The sequence below is a fragment of the Streptomyces sp. SID4985 genome, assembly GCF_009863025.1.
Taxonomy (GTDB): domain Bacteria; phylum Actinomycetota; class Actinomycetes; order Streptomycetales; family Streptomycetaceae; genus Streptomyces.
This window is the reverse complement of the sequence record NZ_WWIR01000711.1, coordinates 1-14,281: the sequence shown is the minus strand read 5'-3', so window position 1 is coordinate 14,281 and position 14,281 is coordinate 1. Positions and strand designations below refer to the sequence as shown.

The following is a 14,281-nucleotide window of genomic DNA, read 5'->3' as shown; positions in this document are numbered from 1 at the left end:
CGACCAGCGCAAGGCGCGCCCGCGGCACCTCGGCCCGCACCCGCTCCCAGGCGCGCAGCAGCACGTCCTGGCCCTTCTGCCGACACAGGCGCCCGACGCAGACGACGAGGGGGTCGGTGCCGAGGTCCACCCCGAGCTCCGCCGACAGGGTGGCGCGGGCGGGCCCGGCCGGGGCCGGGCAGAAGCGCACCGGGTCGACCCCGTTGGGGATCACCGCGTACGCGGCGCGCACCCCGGCGCGCAGCCCCCGCTCGCGCTCCGCCTCGCTGACGCACACCACACGGTCGGCCCAGCGGGCCCCGAACCGCTCCCAGCGCCGGGCGAGCGCACCGGTGATCCCGCCCGTCGCCTCGAACGACCAGGCGTGCGGCTGGAAGACGACCGGGACACGGCCGCGCAGGGCGAGCCGTGCGGCAAGCCCGGCCTTCGCGCTGTGCGCGTGCACCAGACCGGGCCGCGCCCGCGCTATCAGACGCCCGAGCTGCCGCACCTCGCCCCGTAGCCCGGGACCGGGTGACCGTACGGCCGGCCACTCCCACACCTCGGCATCCAACTCTCGCGCCTTGTCCGCGAGTTCGCCTTCGGGGCAGCCGACGGCCACCCGCAGTCCCGTGGCGAGCTGGGCCCGTACGAGATCCAGGACGACCCGGGCGACACCGCCGTCGACGGGTTGGGCGAGGTGCAGGACCCGGGGCCGGAAGTCGGGGGGTGGCTGGTGCATTCGCGGACTACCTCGCTGCTCGTGGAAGGGGGCGCTCGGGGCTGCGGTCGCAGCAGGGGCGCCAGGGGCCGGGGTCGGGAGCGCGCCGCGCTGCCGGGCGCCCCTCGCGGAGCGGAACCCACCGGTCCTCGTCGCGTCCCCGAGGGGAACGAGAGGAAAGCCCCGCTGGTCACCGCCGTGCGGCCGGGCGTGTCCGAGACCCGACAGGTGCGATCCGCACCCCTCGGGCAACAGACGTATCCACCGCTCGACCCGGGGCATTACGGCCCCGCCGTGCCGGTCGTGCGCGCACTACGCCATTCGGGGGAGAGAGCGGGTCGCGTCCGCGCCCGGCGCGCGACCGCGCCCCGGGGAGAGCGCACGCGGCTCGCCCTTCTCCCACGGCCCTTCCCGGGCCGGAGACCGAGTCATTGATCGAGTCATCAATAAGGCGAATCAGGACAACTGTGCCGGATCGGCGAGAGTGCCCCGCGCGCACTTCACTCCTTTGGCGGCACAACCCCCGGGGATGCCACGCGTTGACACAGCGTCGGGCATCCCGCCCGGACGTTTGTCTCGATTTGCAAGGAGCACTTCTCCATGTCGCGTATCGCCAAGGGCCTGGTCCTGACCTCCGCCGCCGTCGCGGCCGTCGCCGGCGGTGCCGGTGTGGCTGCCGCCGACGCCGGTGCCAGCGGTGTCGCCGCCGGCTCCCCCGGCGTTCTGTCGGGCAATGTCATCCAGGTCCCGGTCCACATCCCGGTCAACGTCTGCGGCAACACCATCGACGTCATCGGCCTGCTGAACCCGGCCTTCGGCAACACCTGCGTCAACGACTGACCTCACGGCGCACCCCTTCGGCCGGCCGTCCGCCCGCGCATCGACCGCGGGCGGGCGGCCGGTTTCAGTGAGTTGCCGTAGAGAGGAACCAAGATGAAGTCCCTGAAGGCCGCCGCCGTGCTCGCCGGTTCCGTCGCCCTCGCCGGTGCCGCGGCGCCCGCGTTCGCCTACACCGGCGATCTGACCCCCTCCAGCCTCAACGGCGCCGTCGACCAGGTCGCCAAGGGCGGTCTCACCGTGCGCGACGTGATGCCGCTCCAGCACCAGTCGAACGCCCTCGACACCGAGAACAAGGCGTCCGTCCTGAACGCCGTCAACGGCGCCACGACCGCGCTCAACCAGCCCAACCAGCTGCTCGGCGGCCTGCCCCTCAAGGGTTGACCCGCAAGGGTTGCCCCTCAAGGGCAGACCCGGTACCGGAGACGCGAGGAGGGGCCGGTCCCGTAGGTCGTGGGGACCGGCCCCGTGGTGTTCGAGCCCGCTTCCCTCATTCGTGTGGAGCACCCCCGTGCGCTCCTCCGGAAGGGTGAGAAGCCGCCCGTACCCGCCCCAACCCGTCGATAGGGTCGCGCGGTGACCTCAACCTCAAGCGACGCCCCCGCCTTCCGCGGCACCGACCTCGGCACCCTGGTCCTGCTGGCCTGGAGCGGCGAGGCCCCCGACGGCTACGACATGCCCTATCTGCTGGCCTACTCCCTCGGGGACGCGGCCGGCGGACCGCTCGTCACCGCCGCCGCGGTCCACCAGCTGCTCGCGCTCAACGGCCTGCCCGTCGGCAGCGAGGTGATCGACGGCACCACCCGGCCCAGTCTCCCCGTCACCCTGCTCGTCGAGGCGGGCCAGGCCGTCGTCAACATGCCGCAGCTCGTCGCCCAGGCCGACGCGCCCCCCGAGTGGCTCGCCGCCGTCGCCCAGCGCGGCTACGCCTACCTCGTCTTCACCACCCGCGCCTGGCCCGAGGGCCGCCCCGGGATGCCCGTCACCCCGGCCGCGCTGGCCGCCTTCGCCGGAGCCGACGAGACCCTGCACGCGGCCGCGCATCTCATGCTCCCGGCCCGCAGCCTGCGCGGCTGATGCCACCGGGCCGGGCGGACGGCCGGGGCCTCGGACTGCTGCTCGTGCTCACCGGGGCGGCCGGGCTCCTCGCGTCCTGGGTCATCACCCTGGACGAGTTCAAGCTCCTCAAGGACCCGGCCTTCGTCCCCGGCTGCAGCCTGAACCCGGTCGTCTCCTGCGGCAGCGTCATGAAGAGCGCGCAGGCGTCCGTCTTCGGCTTCCCCAACCCGATGCTGGGCCTGGTCGCCTACGCCGTCGTCGTCTGCGTGGGCACCGGTCTGCTGGCCGGTGCCCGCTACCCCGGCTGGTACTGGCTGACGTTCTGGGCCGGGTGCCTGTTCGGCGTCGGGTTCGTCTCCTGGCTCCAGTTCGAGTCGCTGTACCGCGTCAACGCGCTGTGCCTGTGGTGCTGTCTGGCCTGGGCGGCGACGATCGTCCTCTTCTGGTACGCCACCTCGCTCGTCGTCCGGCACGGCCATCTGCCCGCGCCGGACCCGGTCGGGGCCTTCCTCGCCGACTTCACCTGGCTCGTCGCACTGCTCCACCTCGGCGTCGTCGGCGTCCTCGTCCTCACCCGCTGGTGGGACTTCTGGACCGGCTGACCAGGGCCGTCCTACCCGGATGGCCCTGCGGCGGTGACTAGGCGCGGCCCGCGCCGGTTACCGGTACCGACATCCGATCCGCGACGAGGAGTTGAGACATGGCTGTCGGTGCCGATGGTGCGGCGGTGGGGGCGGGAACGCCGCTCAAAGCGGGCACGGCGAGAACGTCACGGCGGGACATGGTGCGGGGGCTGCTGGCCTCCGCCGCCGCCCTCGCCCTGGCCCCGGTGGTCGCCGCCTCCCGCCCGCTGCCTCCGGGCGACCCCTCGGACACCGTCTTCGACGAGACCTACCGGGGCCGCCACATCCAGGGCTACGCCGTCCCCGCCCTCACCCGCCACACCGGCGGGGGCGACTGGCAGATCACCGTGGACGGCAGTCCGCTGCACCTCATGCGGCGCGCGGACGGCACCTGGATGAGCATGGTCGACCACTACACGTCGTACCCCACCCCCCTGGAGGCGACCCGCGCCGCCGTCGACGAGATGGGCCCCGGCCGCCACCTGCGCGACCTGGCCCCGGGGCCGGTCGGCGGCCACATGGGCCGCTCGGGCGGGAGCATGGACGAGATGGACGGGATGGCGGGGGGTTCGCATGGCGTACACGCGTAAGAACGTCACGGCGCTCACCGCGAGCGAGCGCCGCCGGTTCGTCAACGCGCTCCTTGAGGTGAAACGGCGCGGCGAGTACGACGAGTTCGTGCGCACGCACATCGACTACTACACCTCCGACGGCGAGAAGGGCCTGCGCGCGGCCCACATGTGCCCGTCCTTCCTGCCCTGGCACCGCAGGTTCCTCCTCGACCTGGAGAACGCCCTGCGCCGGGTCGACTCCTCGGTGACCCTGCCGTACTGGGACTGGACCAAGGACCGCGCGACCACCGCCGCGCCCTGGACCGCGGACCTGCTCGGCGGCAACGGGCGACGCTCCGACCGCCAGGTGACCTCGGGTCCGTTCGCCTACGGCAGCGGGCACTGGACCCTCAAGGTGAACGTCACCGACGGCAAGGCCCTCACCCGCGACCTCGGCCGCGCCGCCAACCCCATCCAGTTGCCGACGAAGAGCGAACTCCAGTCGGCCCTGGACGACCCGGTTTACGACGCCTCCCCCTGGGACTCCACCGTCACCCGGGGCTTCCGCAACAAGCTGGAGGGCTGGGGGACCGGCAGCGGCAGCGTCTCCTGGCGCAACCACAACCGGGTGCACCGCTGGGTCGGCGGCGACATGCTCGGCGGCGCCTCCGTCAACGACCCGGTGTTCTGGCTGCACCACGCCTTCCTCGACTACCAGTGGTACCGCTGGCAGCGGGCCCACACCAGTCACCGCTACCTCCCCGCCAACCCGCCCGGCGCGGGCGACAAGCAGCAGGGCCGGATCGTCGCCCGCCTCCAGAAGCTGCCGCCGTGGAACGTCACACCGGACTCGCTGGAGGACGTCAGCGGGATCTACCGGTACGCCTGAGCCGCGGCAAGAGGCGGACACGGAAGGCGGACACGGCAGAGCCCCGGCGCACGGTGTGCCCGGGGCTCTGCGCGGTGTGCGTGGGGTGACCGCGGGTGGCTCAGTTGCCGTAGCCGGAGTCGCCGTAGCCGCCCGGGGTCTCGGGGGTCTCGGGGGCCGCCGGGGTGGTGGGCGGGGTCTGCTCGCCGATGTTGGCGCAGGTGTTGCCGAACGCCGGGTTCAGCAGGCCGACCACGTTGACGCTGTTCCCGCACAGGTTGACGGGGACGTTGACCGGAACCTGGATCACGTTGCCGGACAGCACGCCCGGCGAACCGACCGCGGCACCCTGGGCCCCCGCGTCGGCCAGCGCCAGGCCGGCCCCGCCGACCACCACGGCACCGGTGCCGAGGGCGACGACGGCTGCCTTCGCGATGCGAGACATCACGTTCTCCTTCTGTTGCTCGGGGAAGCGCGGTCGGCAGGACCAGCCGCCGCACTTCCCGTTCAACGGCCCCGGTCGGGGCGGGTCACGGGCGACCGGGCAGAGATCCCCCTTTTGCGGCGAAACGGGTCAAGGGGGCGGCTGTACCCGTTGGTGGCGCCGCTGATGCCGTTCCGTGGCTCAGGGAAGCCGTCGTACGGGCGCGCCCGCGAGGTACGCCTCGATGTCCTCCACCGCCTGGCCGTAGTACGTGGCGTAGTTGGCCCGCGAGACATAGCCGAGGTGGGGCGTGGCGAGCAGGCGGGGCGCGGTGCGCATCGGGTGGTCGGCGGGCAGCGGCTCGACGTCGAAGACGTCCACACCCGCACCCGCGATACGGCCCTCGCGCAGCGCGGCGAGCAGGGCGTCCTGGTCGACGATCGCGGCGCGGGAGGTGTTGACGAGATGGGCGGTCGGCTTCATGAGGGCGAACTCGGGGGCGCCGAGGAGCCCGCGCGTGCGGTCGCCGAGGGCGAGGTGCACGGAGACGAAGTCGCTGTCCGCGAGCAGCTCTTCCTTGCTGGCGGCAAGCTCGACCCCCACCTCGGCGGCGCGCTCGGCGGTGAGGTTCTGGCTCCAGGCACTGACCCGCATCCCGAAGGCGAGCGCGATCCGCGCCACCCGCGAGCCGATCTTCCCCAGCCCGAGCAGCCCGAGCCGGGCACCCTGCAGATCGGCCCCGAGGGTGGACTGCCAGGGCCCGTTGTGGCGCAGCGCGGTGCTCTCCTGGACGACCCCACGGGCGAGCCCGAGCAGCAGTGCCCAGGTCATCTCCACGGGCGGCGTCGACGAACTGCCCGTACCGCACACGGTGACGCCGTGTGCCTGTGCGGCCGCGTAATCGATGACGCTGTTGCGCATCCCGGAGGCGATGAGCAGCTTCAGCCGGGGCAGCCGGGCGATGAGCGACCCGGGGAACGGCACCCGCTCCCTGAGGGTGACGACGATGTCGAAGTCCGCGAGCGCGGCCGCGAGAGCGTCTTCGTCGCCGACGTGCTCCCGGAACGTGACGACCTCCACCCGCCCCTCCAGCCCGGACCAGTCGGCCACCTCGGTGGCCACCCCCTGGAAGTCGTCCAGCACCGCGCAACGAAGTCGCATGTCATCTCCCCCTGACCGTCCGGCTGTTGTCGGGCTCATTGGATCATGAGGGATCGCGGGGGCGGCGGCGGGACGGGGGCGTGGGCGCGTGGCTGCGCGGGTGCACGGGTGCACGGGTGCGCTGTGGGCCGACGTACTCGGACCCGCCTGAGTACGCGCGCTCTGTTCGACACCGCTCCGAACGGAAACGCTGGACCCATGAGCAGAGCATGGAAGCACCTCGTCACCCAGCCGCTGGCGACCGTCACCCTGGCCGCCCTCGCGGTCGGCCTCTGGGCCGCCTGGCTGGGCTGGGACCAGCACCGCGACGTCCACCCGGACGGCTCGAGCACCGGCCCGTACGAACCCTGGCAGGTGATCGGCCTGGTCCTGACCCTGCTGCCCCCGGTCTGCTGGGCGGCGTACCGCCGGTACTTCCCCGCGGCCGTCCTCGGTATCCCGATCGGCCTGGCCATCGCCTCGTTCTACGACTGGTCGGACGACGGCAGCGGGCTCTTCATGATCGGGGTGGGGTTGGTGGTGGTGGGGAGTCTGGTCGCGTGCCTGGTGGTCACCGCGTTGATCGGGTCGATGCGGGGGTCGGAGGGGGACGCGGAGCGGGGGTCACGTTCCTAGCCGCCGTCTCGGCCCAATGACCGTGCGGTCGCAACCAGTTGTCGTGCTATCAACTCTTGATCGCCATGTACTTTGTGATGCAAAGTAAATCCCGGGCGAGCGGCCATCCGGCCGTCCGCCCGTGAGTGCTGCCAGAGCGCCGGTCATGAGGGGGACATATGGCTACACCCGTAGCGGACAACGCGGATGCGGAGCCGAGGGCGGCCGCTGCCGCGTTGCTGGCCGCGACCGAGGGCCTCCGGGCGAGGACCCGCACGCAGATCAACGGCGCGTGGATTCCCCTCCTCGGCTTCGGGCTCCTCGCGCTGGCGGCGGTACCGATCGCCCGGTTCGCCTTCAACTTCGGAGCCCACGGGCGCAACGTCGGGTCCTATCCGGCCTTCGCCTACGCCGAGTTGACCGGTCTGTGTGTCGTCCACCAACCGGGAACCCCTTGTCTGAAGGGGGAGTTCGACGGAGCCGTCCTGCGCTTCGTGGCGTGGGGTGTGTGGTTCGCGCTGCTCCCCCTCGCCTGGTTCGTCTTCGCCCGCTGGTACCGACTGCGGGGCGAGGCCCGGGGTGTCGTGCCCCGGCGCGGCATGTGGGTCGGCGTGACTGTCGCGGCCACCGCCGTGATCGCGGCAGCCCTGTGGGTCATGCTGTTCAACAGCCAGCCGTGGGAGGCCGTGCTGCTGGAGAACAGCTACGTCTCCCCGTGGTACGTGGTCGGCATCGGACTTCTCGCGCTGGGCATCACCGAACGCAGTGGGGCCGCAGCGGCGGCCGGTATCGCCCACACCGTGCTGCTCACGGGGTACCTGGGAGCCTCCTGGGGCGGCGGATGGCTGCCCTGGCAGCACCCCGTCCACCCCGGCTGGACGGATGGACCGCAGTTCAAGGCCCTTCTGCTCGCCGCGATCCTGCTCGTCGCCGGTCTGTGCGAGTGGGTGGCGGTTCGCCGCCGGGGTGCGCCCGGTGCAGCGGGTGCGGGTGCGGGTGCGGGTGCGGGCGCGGGTGTGGATACGGATACGGTCGTCTCTTGAGCGTCGACGACGCGACCGCCGCGCAGGACGACCACGAGGAACCGCATCCCACCCAGGCGCTGGACGACACCGTCCACCAGCGCGTGCGGCTCGGCGTCCTCACCGTCGCCCGCGAGGCCGACCGGGTCGAATTCGGCTTCCTGAAGAAGCAGTTGGCCGTCACCGACGGGAATCTCTCCCGGCACCTGAAGGTGCTGGAGGAGTCGGGGCTGATCACCGTGGAGAAGGGCTATGCGGGTCGGCGTCCCCGGACCTGGATCACCCTCACCCGCGAGGGCGCGCAGGCCCTGGACGTCGAACTCCGGGCCCTGCGCGCGCTCGTGCTGCGGCTTGAGACTCCCCGCGCGGTGCCCGACGTGTAGGGGACGGGGGGTGGGGATGCCCGCCGGGTTGTGCGTCGCCCGGCGCGTTTCCTGGCCGGGCCCGCCGACAGTAGCGGGGTGCCGTCCTGCCGACGGGCGAAGAGGTGGTGTGATCAGGACCCGTCGGCGTGCACGGCGTAGACGTAGCGCGTGCCGTCGTACTCGGTCGCGTTCCAGATGACGGACTCGCTGAAGGCCCAGCCGGACGCGCCGCTGCTGTGGTAGCTGAGGTCCTCGCAGCCGATGGCGAGGTCACAGACGGCGGTCGTCGTGTCGCTGCCGGAGGTGAAGGTGCGCAGGGTGCCCTTGGCGGTCTCTCCGTCGCTCACCGAGAGGTAGTGCTTGCTGCCGCGGGAGACGACGCCCTGGATCTTTTGCTGGCTGATGGTGACGGCCTCGGTCGAGGTGAGCGAGCGCAGCTTCCGGTCGGTGTAGTCGAGGTCCCAGCGGACGACCTTGGGCGTTTCGATCTTGGTGCCGTTGCCGATGAAGGACTTGTCGCTGTAGTCGACGACACCGGCGTAGGAGTACTCGCTCACGACCAGGCTGTCGGGGGTGCTGGCGCGGTCGAGACCGATGGCCGTGTAGCGCAGATACGTTCCTGTGTTGTCGTAGGCATGGCTCTGCGGCAGCACGTACTTGTAGCCGTAGCCGTAGTAGGAACCGTCGGTGTGCAGACCGCAGACCTCCGTCTCGGCGGTGGCGACCTGGAAGAGGGTGTTCAGGTCGAAGACCCTCAGCCCCTTGAACGTGTCGACGACGTACAGCAGGTTGCCGTACCACATGATGCCGCCGGCATGCTTGCGTATCGGGTCGAAGGAGTACTCGCCCGTGCTGGTCATGACGGGCTCGACCAGCAGCACGTGGCGGTAGGTCGGCGCGGACGCGTTGCTGTAGTCGACGAAGGTGAGCCGGGTGCCCTTGTCCGTCGCGGTGGCGTCGTCGAAGTACCAGGAGACGAGGACGACCTTGTTGGTGCCGCCGTCCGGGTAGAGGCCGTTGCCGTAGGCGTCCGCGCTCGTGGTGATGCCCTGCGGGGTCCAGTAGGTGACAGCCTGGTCGCCACTGTCCCAGGCGAAGCCGGTCTGGAACGCCTTGGCCGTGTTGGGCGCGCTCGCGAGATGTATGGCGGTGCGGTTCGTGTCGGCTATGACAGCGGTGGCGTCCACCTTGGTCAGCTTGCCCGCCAGACCGGCCGTCAGATCGGCGAACTCCCCGTAACTGTTGGAGGACCGGGTGGCGAGCGTGAACTGCCCGGCGTCAATGGTCGCTGCCTCGGCGGGAGTCGAGGTGAGCAGGGTGCCGGCGGTGGTGAGGAAGGGTGCTGCGGCCATGCCCTTGAGGATGGCTCTGCGTGTCATAGTCACGACACGCAAAATATGATCTTCGAATATCCACTGCAAGCACTGGTGTTCGAGTTGAAGGTCTCATGGGTTCCCTTTGCCCGGGGGCTTTCCATTGGGCGGGGTGGGGTGGCTCGGACCTGCCGGTTGGGGGTGGGGGTCGGTGGCTCGCGGTAACGGATGGGGTGACGGGTGACGGCGGGGTTGCTTCTTCCCGGCGTCGTGTCGTCGCGTGTGGATTCCGCCAGGCGCTTGGCCGTGACCGCTGCGGACTGGGTGGCAGCGTGGGCCTCGGTGATCTGGTCGGGCTGTTCTTGCGGGCCGGTGGGATGGGGTGTTCGCCCGACGTCTTAGGGGGGCATTCGACACGGTGTCCCGCTGCCGTCGAGGTCAGCGGAAGAGTTCCGGCACCGGGCAGGGCTCCAACGGCTCATCCGGCCGGTCGGCCCAGCCCCACCAGACATGCCGATCGGCACACCGCCACAGCGAACGGCAGCTTCGCCGACCGTCGTCCATGCGGTATGAGAGCACCAGGCCGCCGGATGTCATGAGCCGGCCGCACTGGGGGCAGGGTGGGGTGGGGTCGGTCATGTGGTTCACGGCCGCCGGTAGGCCGAGGGGTCGACACCCGTTTCCGGCTTCCTGCGCAAGGACACGTAGACGGGGTCCTCGGGGTCTCCCACCTGCATGAGGGCGAAGAGATCAAGGTCATGGTTCGCGAACCTGTGGAGGTACTGGAGGAACAGCTCCAACTCGTCGTCCGACAGCCGCTCGTCGTGCCGCTCGTTGCGCATGCGAGCACGATACGAGTGGAGGGGCCCATGACCTGAAGCGGAGCTGTCCTGCTAGCGGTTGATGGGGATCTCTTGAACGATCTCGCAGTTGGGCTTGTCTGCCGCTCATCTACGCTGAGGGGCCGCGCTCGTCCGCCGTTGCGTATCTGCGTTGTCACGCAGACCTGGGTGTCGTAGAGCGGCAGGAACCGGGGATGCTTGCGGTGCATGATCTTCATCAGGATTGTTCCGCCCACCCCGCGGAGCGGGGCCGGACTGTCGAGCAGGCAGTCGATATCGCGGAATGGCTCCGCGTGCGCTGCTTCCCGGTGCGGGCGCACAGCGTGAAGGCTAATCGGCCATCCATCTCAATGTGGGTGCCAGCGGGGGCATCGTGGGTGATGCCAGCGGATGATCTGCTGTCGGAGGGCGCCCGGTACGGGGTCGTCCTGTGACCGGTGCTTCGGCGTGTAATGGGCACGGCCACCCACCAAACCCAGTGGCGGCCGTGCAGCCCTGGGAGGCTCCCCGTGATCGTCAGGTAAGGGTCCAAGGGCTCGCCGCGTCGCGCAGCAGCACAGCCCCGACCAGCAAAAAGCCCTTCCCGGAGGAAGGGCCAGAAGGCGCGCCCCCGGCAGGACTCGAACCTGCGGCCAAGCGCTTAGAAGGCGCCTGCTCTATCCACTGAGCTACGGGGGCCCGATGCGGGTCAAGGATAAAGCTGACTGGTTCCCGACCCTGTCGCCTCGCCTCCGTGGCTCGGTGTGGAGGTTCGGTGAAGCGGTCCTGATAATCGCAGGCGGGTACGAATCGTGCATCGCTTTTGCGCCCCGACGCGCCGGGTGTTGTGCACTCGTTATGCCTGGACTGTGCCCGTGTCCCAGTCGTCCCGTCCGTCCGTTCTGTTCTGTCGGCGCGCAGGCATGTCCATATGCTTCAGAATTCCCTCAAAATTGGGCATTCTTCGCATGTGGTGACCTTGGACGTACGGCCCCAGCTGCTCGACACACTCTCCGCCCTGCGCGACCGTGTCGCCGCGGCCCGCTTCCCGCTGCCCCTCGCGGGAGCACCGCGCGTGCGCGCCAATCGCGACGAACTCCTCGCGCAGCTCGACGACTACCTCGTACCCCGGCTGCGTTCGCCCGAAGCGCCGCTGCTCGCGGTCGTGGGCGGCTCGACCGGTACCGGCAAGTCGACCCTCGTCAACTCCCTCGTGGGACGCCGGGTCAGCGAGGCGGGCGTGCTGCGGCCGACCACCCGCACCCCGGTCCTCGTCTGCCATCCGGAGGATCATCACTGGTTCAGTGGGATGCGCGTCCTGCCCGACCTCACCCGCGGCCCGCTGATCCGCCGGGACCCGCAGCGCGACATGCAGCACGACACACACCGTGACACGCGTCGCGACATGCAGCACGACTCCCACCTGGACCCCCACGACGACCACCCCGCGCGCGTACTCCGCGTCGAGACCGCCGAGAGCATCCCCCGCGGGCTCGCCCTCCTCGACGCCCCCGACGTCGACTCCCTGGTGGCCGAGAACCGTGTCCTCGCCGCCGAGCTGATCTGCGCCGCCGACGTCTGGATCATGGTCACCACGGCCGCCCGCTACGCCGACGCCGTCCCCTGGCACCTGCTGCGTACCGCCAAGGAGTACGACGCGACCCTGGTGACCGTCCTGGACCGGGTGCCGCACCAGGTCGTCACCGAGGTCTCGCGCCAGTACGGCGCCCTGCTCAGCAAGGCCGGGCTCGGCGACGTACCCCGCTTCACGGTGCCCGAGCTGCCCGAGTCGGCCTGGGGCGGCGGTCTGCTGCCCGCCTCCGCCGTCGCGCCCCTGCGCGCCTGGCTGCTGCACCACTCGCAGGACCCCGCCGCCCGCCGCCAGGTCCTCGCCCGCACCGCGCACGGCCTCCTCGACTCGCTGAACGCCCGGATGCCCGAGCTGGCCGGGGCCGCCGCCGCGCAGTACGCGGCCGCCCTCCGGCTCACCTCCGCCGTCGACCACGCCTACGACAGCGAGCACGCGCGCGTGCGCGGGCGGCTCAACTCCGGCGCCGCCCTCGCCGGTGACGCCCTCAAACGCTGGCGCGCCTTCCCCCTCGACTGCACCGCGGGCGAACTTCTGGACGCCCTGGCCGAGAGCCTCGCGGAGCTGCTGCTGTGCGCCGTGACCGGCGCCGACGAGCGGATGCGCGAGGCATGGCGCCGCGAGCCCGCCGCCGACGCCCCCGAGCTGGCCGCCCAGGACCTCGCCCCCGAGCCCCCCGAGCACCGCATCGGCCTCGCCGTACGGCGCTGGCGGCGCGAGCTGGAGGAGTACGCCGAGGACGAGGTGCGCGAGCTGGAGCGGGGCGCGGCGGTCGACGCCGAGGCCGTCGCCGCGCTGGTCGCCACCGCCGTACTCGGCGGACACCGGGCGCGTACGGCGGGGGAGCGGCTCGCCGAGCGGATCGGCCCCCATGGCGCGCTGCGGCTGCGCGATCGGGCGGGCCGCCTGCTCACCGAGCACGTCGACCGGGTCATGAACACCGAGCGCGAACGCCGCCTCGCCCCCCTCGACGCCCTGGACGTCCACGCCGAATCGCAGGCCGAACTCATCGCCGCGCTGTCCGTACTGCAGAAGGAGAGGTGACCGGTGACCGCCGTCGCCGACCAGAACCACACGGATCGCATGGACCACTCGGACGGCACGGGGCCGCCGGGGCCGCCGGATCACGCGGGCCGCCCCACGGGTCGTACGGAGCACGCCGGAGGGGTCGCGGCGAGTGGGTACGTCCCTCAGCCGGCGCCGGAAGCGGGGCGCCCCGGCAGCAGCAGCGGTACGGAGGCCGAGGGCGCCGGGCACGCGCGCGTACCCGCCGCGTCGTCCGGCACCGAGCCCTCCGCCCCGAAGGGCGACGCCCCCGCCGACCACTGGGACGACGGCCTCATCGCCCGCCGCGCCACCGACAGTGCCGCCCCCGGCGAGGAGCGCTCCCCGCTCGACGCCCCGGCCCGCGGCGGTTCCTCCGCCCCCGGCACCCTGCCCCTCGCCTACGACGGCGCCCTGCGCTCCCGCCTGGACGCGCTGCGCGAACTCGTCGGGCTCTCTCGCGCGCGTCTCGACAACCACACCCTCGCGGAGGCCGCCCGCGTCCTGGACGAGGCGTCCGCGCGGCGCAGGCTCTCCGGGCAGCACACCGTCGTCGCCATCGCGGGCGCGACCGGCAGCGGGAAGTCGCAGCTGTTCAACTCGCTGGCCGGGGTGCCTATCTCCGAGACCGGCGTACGCCGCCCGACCACCTCCTCGCCCATCGCGTGCAGCTGGAGCGACGGCGCCGCCGCCCTCATCGACCGGCTCGGCATCCCGGGACGGCTGCGCCGCAGGCCGGTACCGGGTCCGGAGGGCGAGGCGCAGCTGACCGGACTGGTCCTCGTGGACCTGCCCGACCACGACTCGGCGGCCGTACAGCACCGCGAACAGGTGGACCGCATCCTCAAGCTGGTCGACGCGGTGATCTGGGTGGTCGACCCCGAGAAGTACGCCGACGCGGCCCTGCACGAGCGCTATCTGCGGCCGATGGCCGGGCACGCCGAGGTGATGTTCGTCGTCCTCAACCAGGTGGACCGGCTGCCAGACGAGGCCGCCGAGCAGATCCTCGACGACCTGCGCCGCCTCCTGGACGAGGACGGCGTCGCGCTCGGCGAGCACGGCGAACCGGGTGCCACGGTGCTCGCGCTGTCCGCGCTCACCGGCGACGGACTCGGTGAACTGCGGGGCGCGCTCGGCAAGTTCGTGGCGGAGCGCGGCGCGGCCGCCCGGCGTGTCTCGGCCGACGTGGACGCCGCCGCGACCGGGCTGAAGCAGGTGTACGCCGCCGGGCAGGGCGTCGGCCTCGCCGAGGACGCGCGCGAGGAGTTCGCCGACCGGCTCGCGGACGCGGTGGGCGCCACGGCCGCCGGT

16 protein-coding genes, 1 tRNA gene and 1 pseudogene are annotated in these 14,281 nt (G+C 71.7%); 11 read left to right on the top strand and 7 right to left on the bottom strand.

Features of this window, described 5'->3' with window-relative positions:
* Nucleotides 1–721 (bottom strand): glycosyltransferase (locus GTW40_RS31480; protein WP_161183540.1); only part of this gene is annotated, 721 nt, incomplete at its 3' end.
* Between the two features lie 579 nt (nt 722–1,300).
* On the opposite strand from GTW40_RS31480, the gene GTW40_RS31475 reads away from it, so the two are divergent.
* From GTW40_RS31475 to GTW40_RS31450, 6 genes are all read left to right on the top strand, one after another.
* A complete protein-coding gene (locus tag GTW40_RS31475) occupies nt 1,301–1,540 on the top strand; it encodes a chaplin (protein WP_018545032.1) in 240 nt (79 codons plus the stop codon).
* Nucleotides 1,541–1,633: 93 nt separating this feature from the next.
* Nucleotides 1,634–1,921 carry a hypothetical protein gene (locus tag GTW40_RS31470; RefSeq protein WP_161183539.1) on the top strand — a complete coding sequence of 96 codons (288 nt, stop codon included), beginning with the start codon at nt 1,634–1,636 and terminating at the stop codon, nt 1,919–1,921.
* Nucleotides 1,922–2,113: 192 nt separating this feature from the next.
* Entirely contained in the window at nt 2,114–2,614 is a 501-nt protein-coding gene (locus GTW40_RS31465) for a DUF5949 family protein (RefSeq protein WP_161183538.1), read from the top strand.
* On the top strand, nt 2,614–3,198 hold the full coding sequence (locus tag GTW40_RS31460; protein ID WP_161183537.1) for a vitamin K epoxide reductase family protein: 585 nt from the start codon (nt 2,614–2,616) through the stop codon (nt 3,196–3,198). Before GTW40_RS31465 ends, GTW40_RS31460 begins: the two co-directional genes overlap by 1 nt.
* Before the next feature lie 98 nt (nt 3,199–3,296).
* On the top strand, nt 3,297–3,809 hold the full coding sequence (locus GTW40_RS31455; protein WP_161183536.1) for a tyrosinase family oxidase copper chaperone: 513 nt from the start codon (nt 3,297–3,299) through the stop codon (nt 3,807–3,809).
* Entirely contained in the window at nt 3,793–4,659 is an 867-nt protein-coding gene (locus GTW40_RS31450) for a tyrosinase family protein (protein ID WP_161183535.1), read from the top strand. The genes GTW40_RS31455 and GTW40_RS31450 overlap by 17 nt, the downstream gene beginning before the upstream one ends.
* A gap of 100 nt (nt 4,660–4,759) precedes the next feature.
* Here GTW40_RS31450 and GTW40_RS31445 read toward each other — a convergent pair whose 3' ends face one another.
* Nucleotides 4,760–5,083, bottom strand: a complete 324-nt coding sequence (locus GTW40_RS31445) for a chaplin (protein ID WP_161183534.1) — start codon at nt 5,081–5,083, stop codon at nt 4,760–4,762.
* 180 nt (nt 5,084–5,263) lie between these two features.
* Entirely contained in the window at nt 5,264–6,223 is a 960-nt protein-coding gene (locus GTW40_RS31440) for a D-2-hydroxyacid dehydrogenase family protein (protein ID WP_161183533.1), read from the bottom strand.
* 198 nt (nt 6,224–6,421) lie between these two features.
* Between GTW40_RS31440 and GTW40_RS31435 the strand changes: the two genes are divergently transcribed.
* The 3 genes from GTW40_RS31435 to GTW40_RS31425 all read left to right on the top strand — a co-directional run bounded on the left by GTW40_RS31435 (nt 6,422) and on the right by GTW40_RS31425 (nt 8,222).
* The gene (locus tag GTW40_RS31435; protein ID WP_161183532.1) at nt 6,422–6,838 is read left to right on the top strand and encodes a hypothetical protein; all 417 of its coding nucleotides are present in this window, start codon (nt 6,422–6,424) and stop codon (nt 6,836–6,838) included.
* A 158-nt stretch (nt 6,839–6,996) separates the two neighbouring features.
* A complete protein-coding gene (locus tag GTW40_RS31430; protein WP_237525859.1) occupies nt 6,997–7,860 on the top strand; it encodes a hypothetical protein in 864 nt (287 codons plus the stop codon).
* The gene (locus GTW40_RS31425; RefSeq protein WP_161183531.1) at nt 7,857–8,222 is read left to right on the top strand and encodes a transcriptional regulator; all 366 of its coding nucleotides are present in this window, start codon (nt 7,857–7,859) and stop codon (nt 8,220–8,222) included. Before GTW40_RS31430 ends, GTW40_RS31425 begins: the two co-directional genes overlap by 4 nt.
* 113 nt (nt 8,223–8,335) lie before the next feature.
* Here GTW40_RS31425 and GTW40_RS31420 read toward each other — a convergent pair whose 3' ends face one another.
* The 4 genes and pseudogenes from GTW40_RS31420 to GTW40_RS31410 all read right to left on the bottom strand — a co-directional run bounded on the left by GTW40_RS31420 (nt 8,336) and on the right by GTW40_RS31410 (nt 11,037).
* Entirely contained in the window at nt 8,336–9,556 is a 1,221-nt protein-coding gene (locus GTW40_RS31420) for a hypothetical protein (protein WP_161183530.1), read from the bottom strand.
* 605 nt (nt 9,557–10,161) lie between these two features.
* Nucleotides 10,162–10,359, bottom strand: coding sequence for a hypothetical protein (locus GTW40_RS31415; RefSeq protein WP_161183529.1), 198 nt, complete (start codon nt 10,357–10,359; stop codon nt 10,162–10,164).
* Between the two features lie 155 nt (nt 10,360–10,514).
* A pseudogene (locus GTW40_RS33650) lies at nt 10,515–10,679 on the bottom strand (DUF6308 family protein); the annotation flags it as partial.
* 285 nt (nt 10,680–10,964) lie between these two features.
* Nucleotides 10,965–11,037, bottom strand: a tRNA-Arg gene (locus GTW40_RS31410).
* A gap of 271 nt (nt 11,038–11,308) precedes the next feature.
* Between GTW40_RS31410 and GTW40_RS31405 the strand changes: the two genes are divergently transcribed.
* On the top strand, nt 11,309–12,970 hold the full coding sequence (locus GTW40_RS31405; RefSeq protein WP_161183528.1) for a dynamin family protein: 1,662 nt from the start codon (nt 11,309–11,311) through the stop codon (nt 12,968–12,970).
* Between the two features lie 3 nt (nt 12,971–12,973).
* Nucleotides 12,974–14,281, top strand: a 1,308-nt coding sequence (locus tag GTW40_RS31400; RefSeq protein ID WP_161183527.1) for a GTPase, incomplete at its 3' end; no start/stop codon positions are given.

Excerpts from the sequence above, each read along its gene's own strand:
- GTW40_RS31455 (WP_161183536.1), top strand. The coding sequence starts at position 3,297 with ATGGCTGTCGGTGCCGATGGTGCGGCGGTGGGGGCGGGAACGCCGCTC.
- GTW40_RS31415 (WP_161183529.1), bottom strand. The coding sequence starts at position 10,359 with ATGCGCAACGAGCGGCACGACGAGCGGCTGTCGGACGACGAGTTGGAG.
- GTW40_RS31435 (WP_161183532.1), top strand. The coding sequence starts at position 6,422 with ATGAGCAGAGCATGGAAGCACCTCGTCACCCAGCCGCTGGCGACCGTC.
- GTW40_RS31430 (WP_237525859.1), top strand. The coding sequence starts at position 6,997 with ATGGCTACACCCGTAGCGGACAACGCGGATGCGGAGCCGAGGGCGGCC.
- GTW40_RS31475 (WP_018545032.1), top strand. The coding sequence starts at position 1,301 with ATGTCGCGTATCGCCAAGGGCCTGGTCCTGACCTCCGCCGCCGTCGCG.
- GTW40_RS31420 (WP_161183530.1), bottom strand. The coding sequence starts at position 9,556 with ATGGCCGCAGCACCCTTCCTCACCACCGCCGGCACCCTGCTCACCTCG.
- GTW40_RS31470 (WP_161183539.1), top strand. The coding sequence starts at position 1,634 with ATGAAGTCCCTGAAGGCCGCCGCCGTGCTCGCCGGTTCCGTCGCCCTC.
- GTW40_RS31440 (WP_161183533.1), bottom strand. The coding sequence starts at position 6,223 with ATGCGACTTCGTTGCGCGGTGCTGGACGACTTCCAGGGGGTGGCCACC.
- GTW40_RS31450 (WP_161183535.1), top strand. The coding sequence starts at position 3,793 with ATGGCGTACACGCGTAAGAACGTCACGGCGCTCACCGCGAGCGAGCGC.
- GTW40_RS31460 (WP_161183537.1), top strand. The coding sequence starts at position 2,614 with ATGCCACCGGGCCGGGCGGACGGCCGGGGCCTCGGACTGCTGCTCGTG.
- GTW40_RS31445 (WP_161183534.1), bottom strand. The coding sequence starts at position 5,083 with ATGTCTCGCATCGCGAAGGCAGCCGTCGTCGCCCTCGGCACCGGTGCC.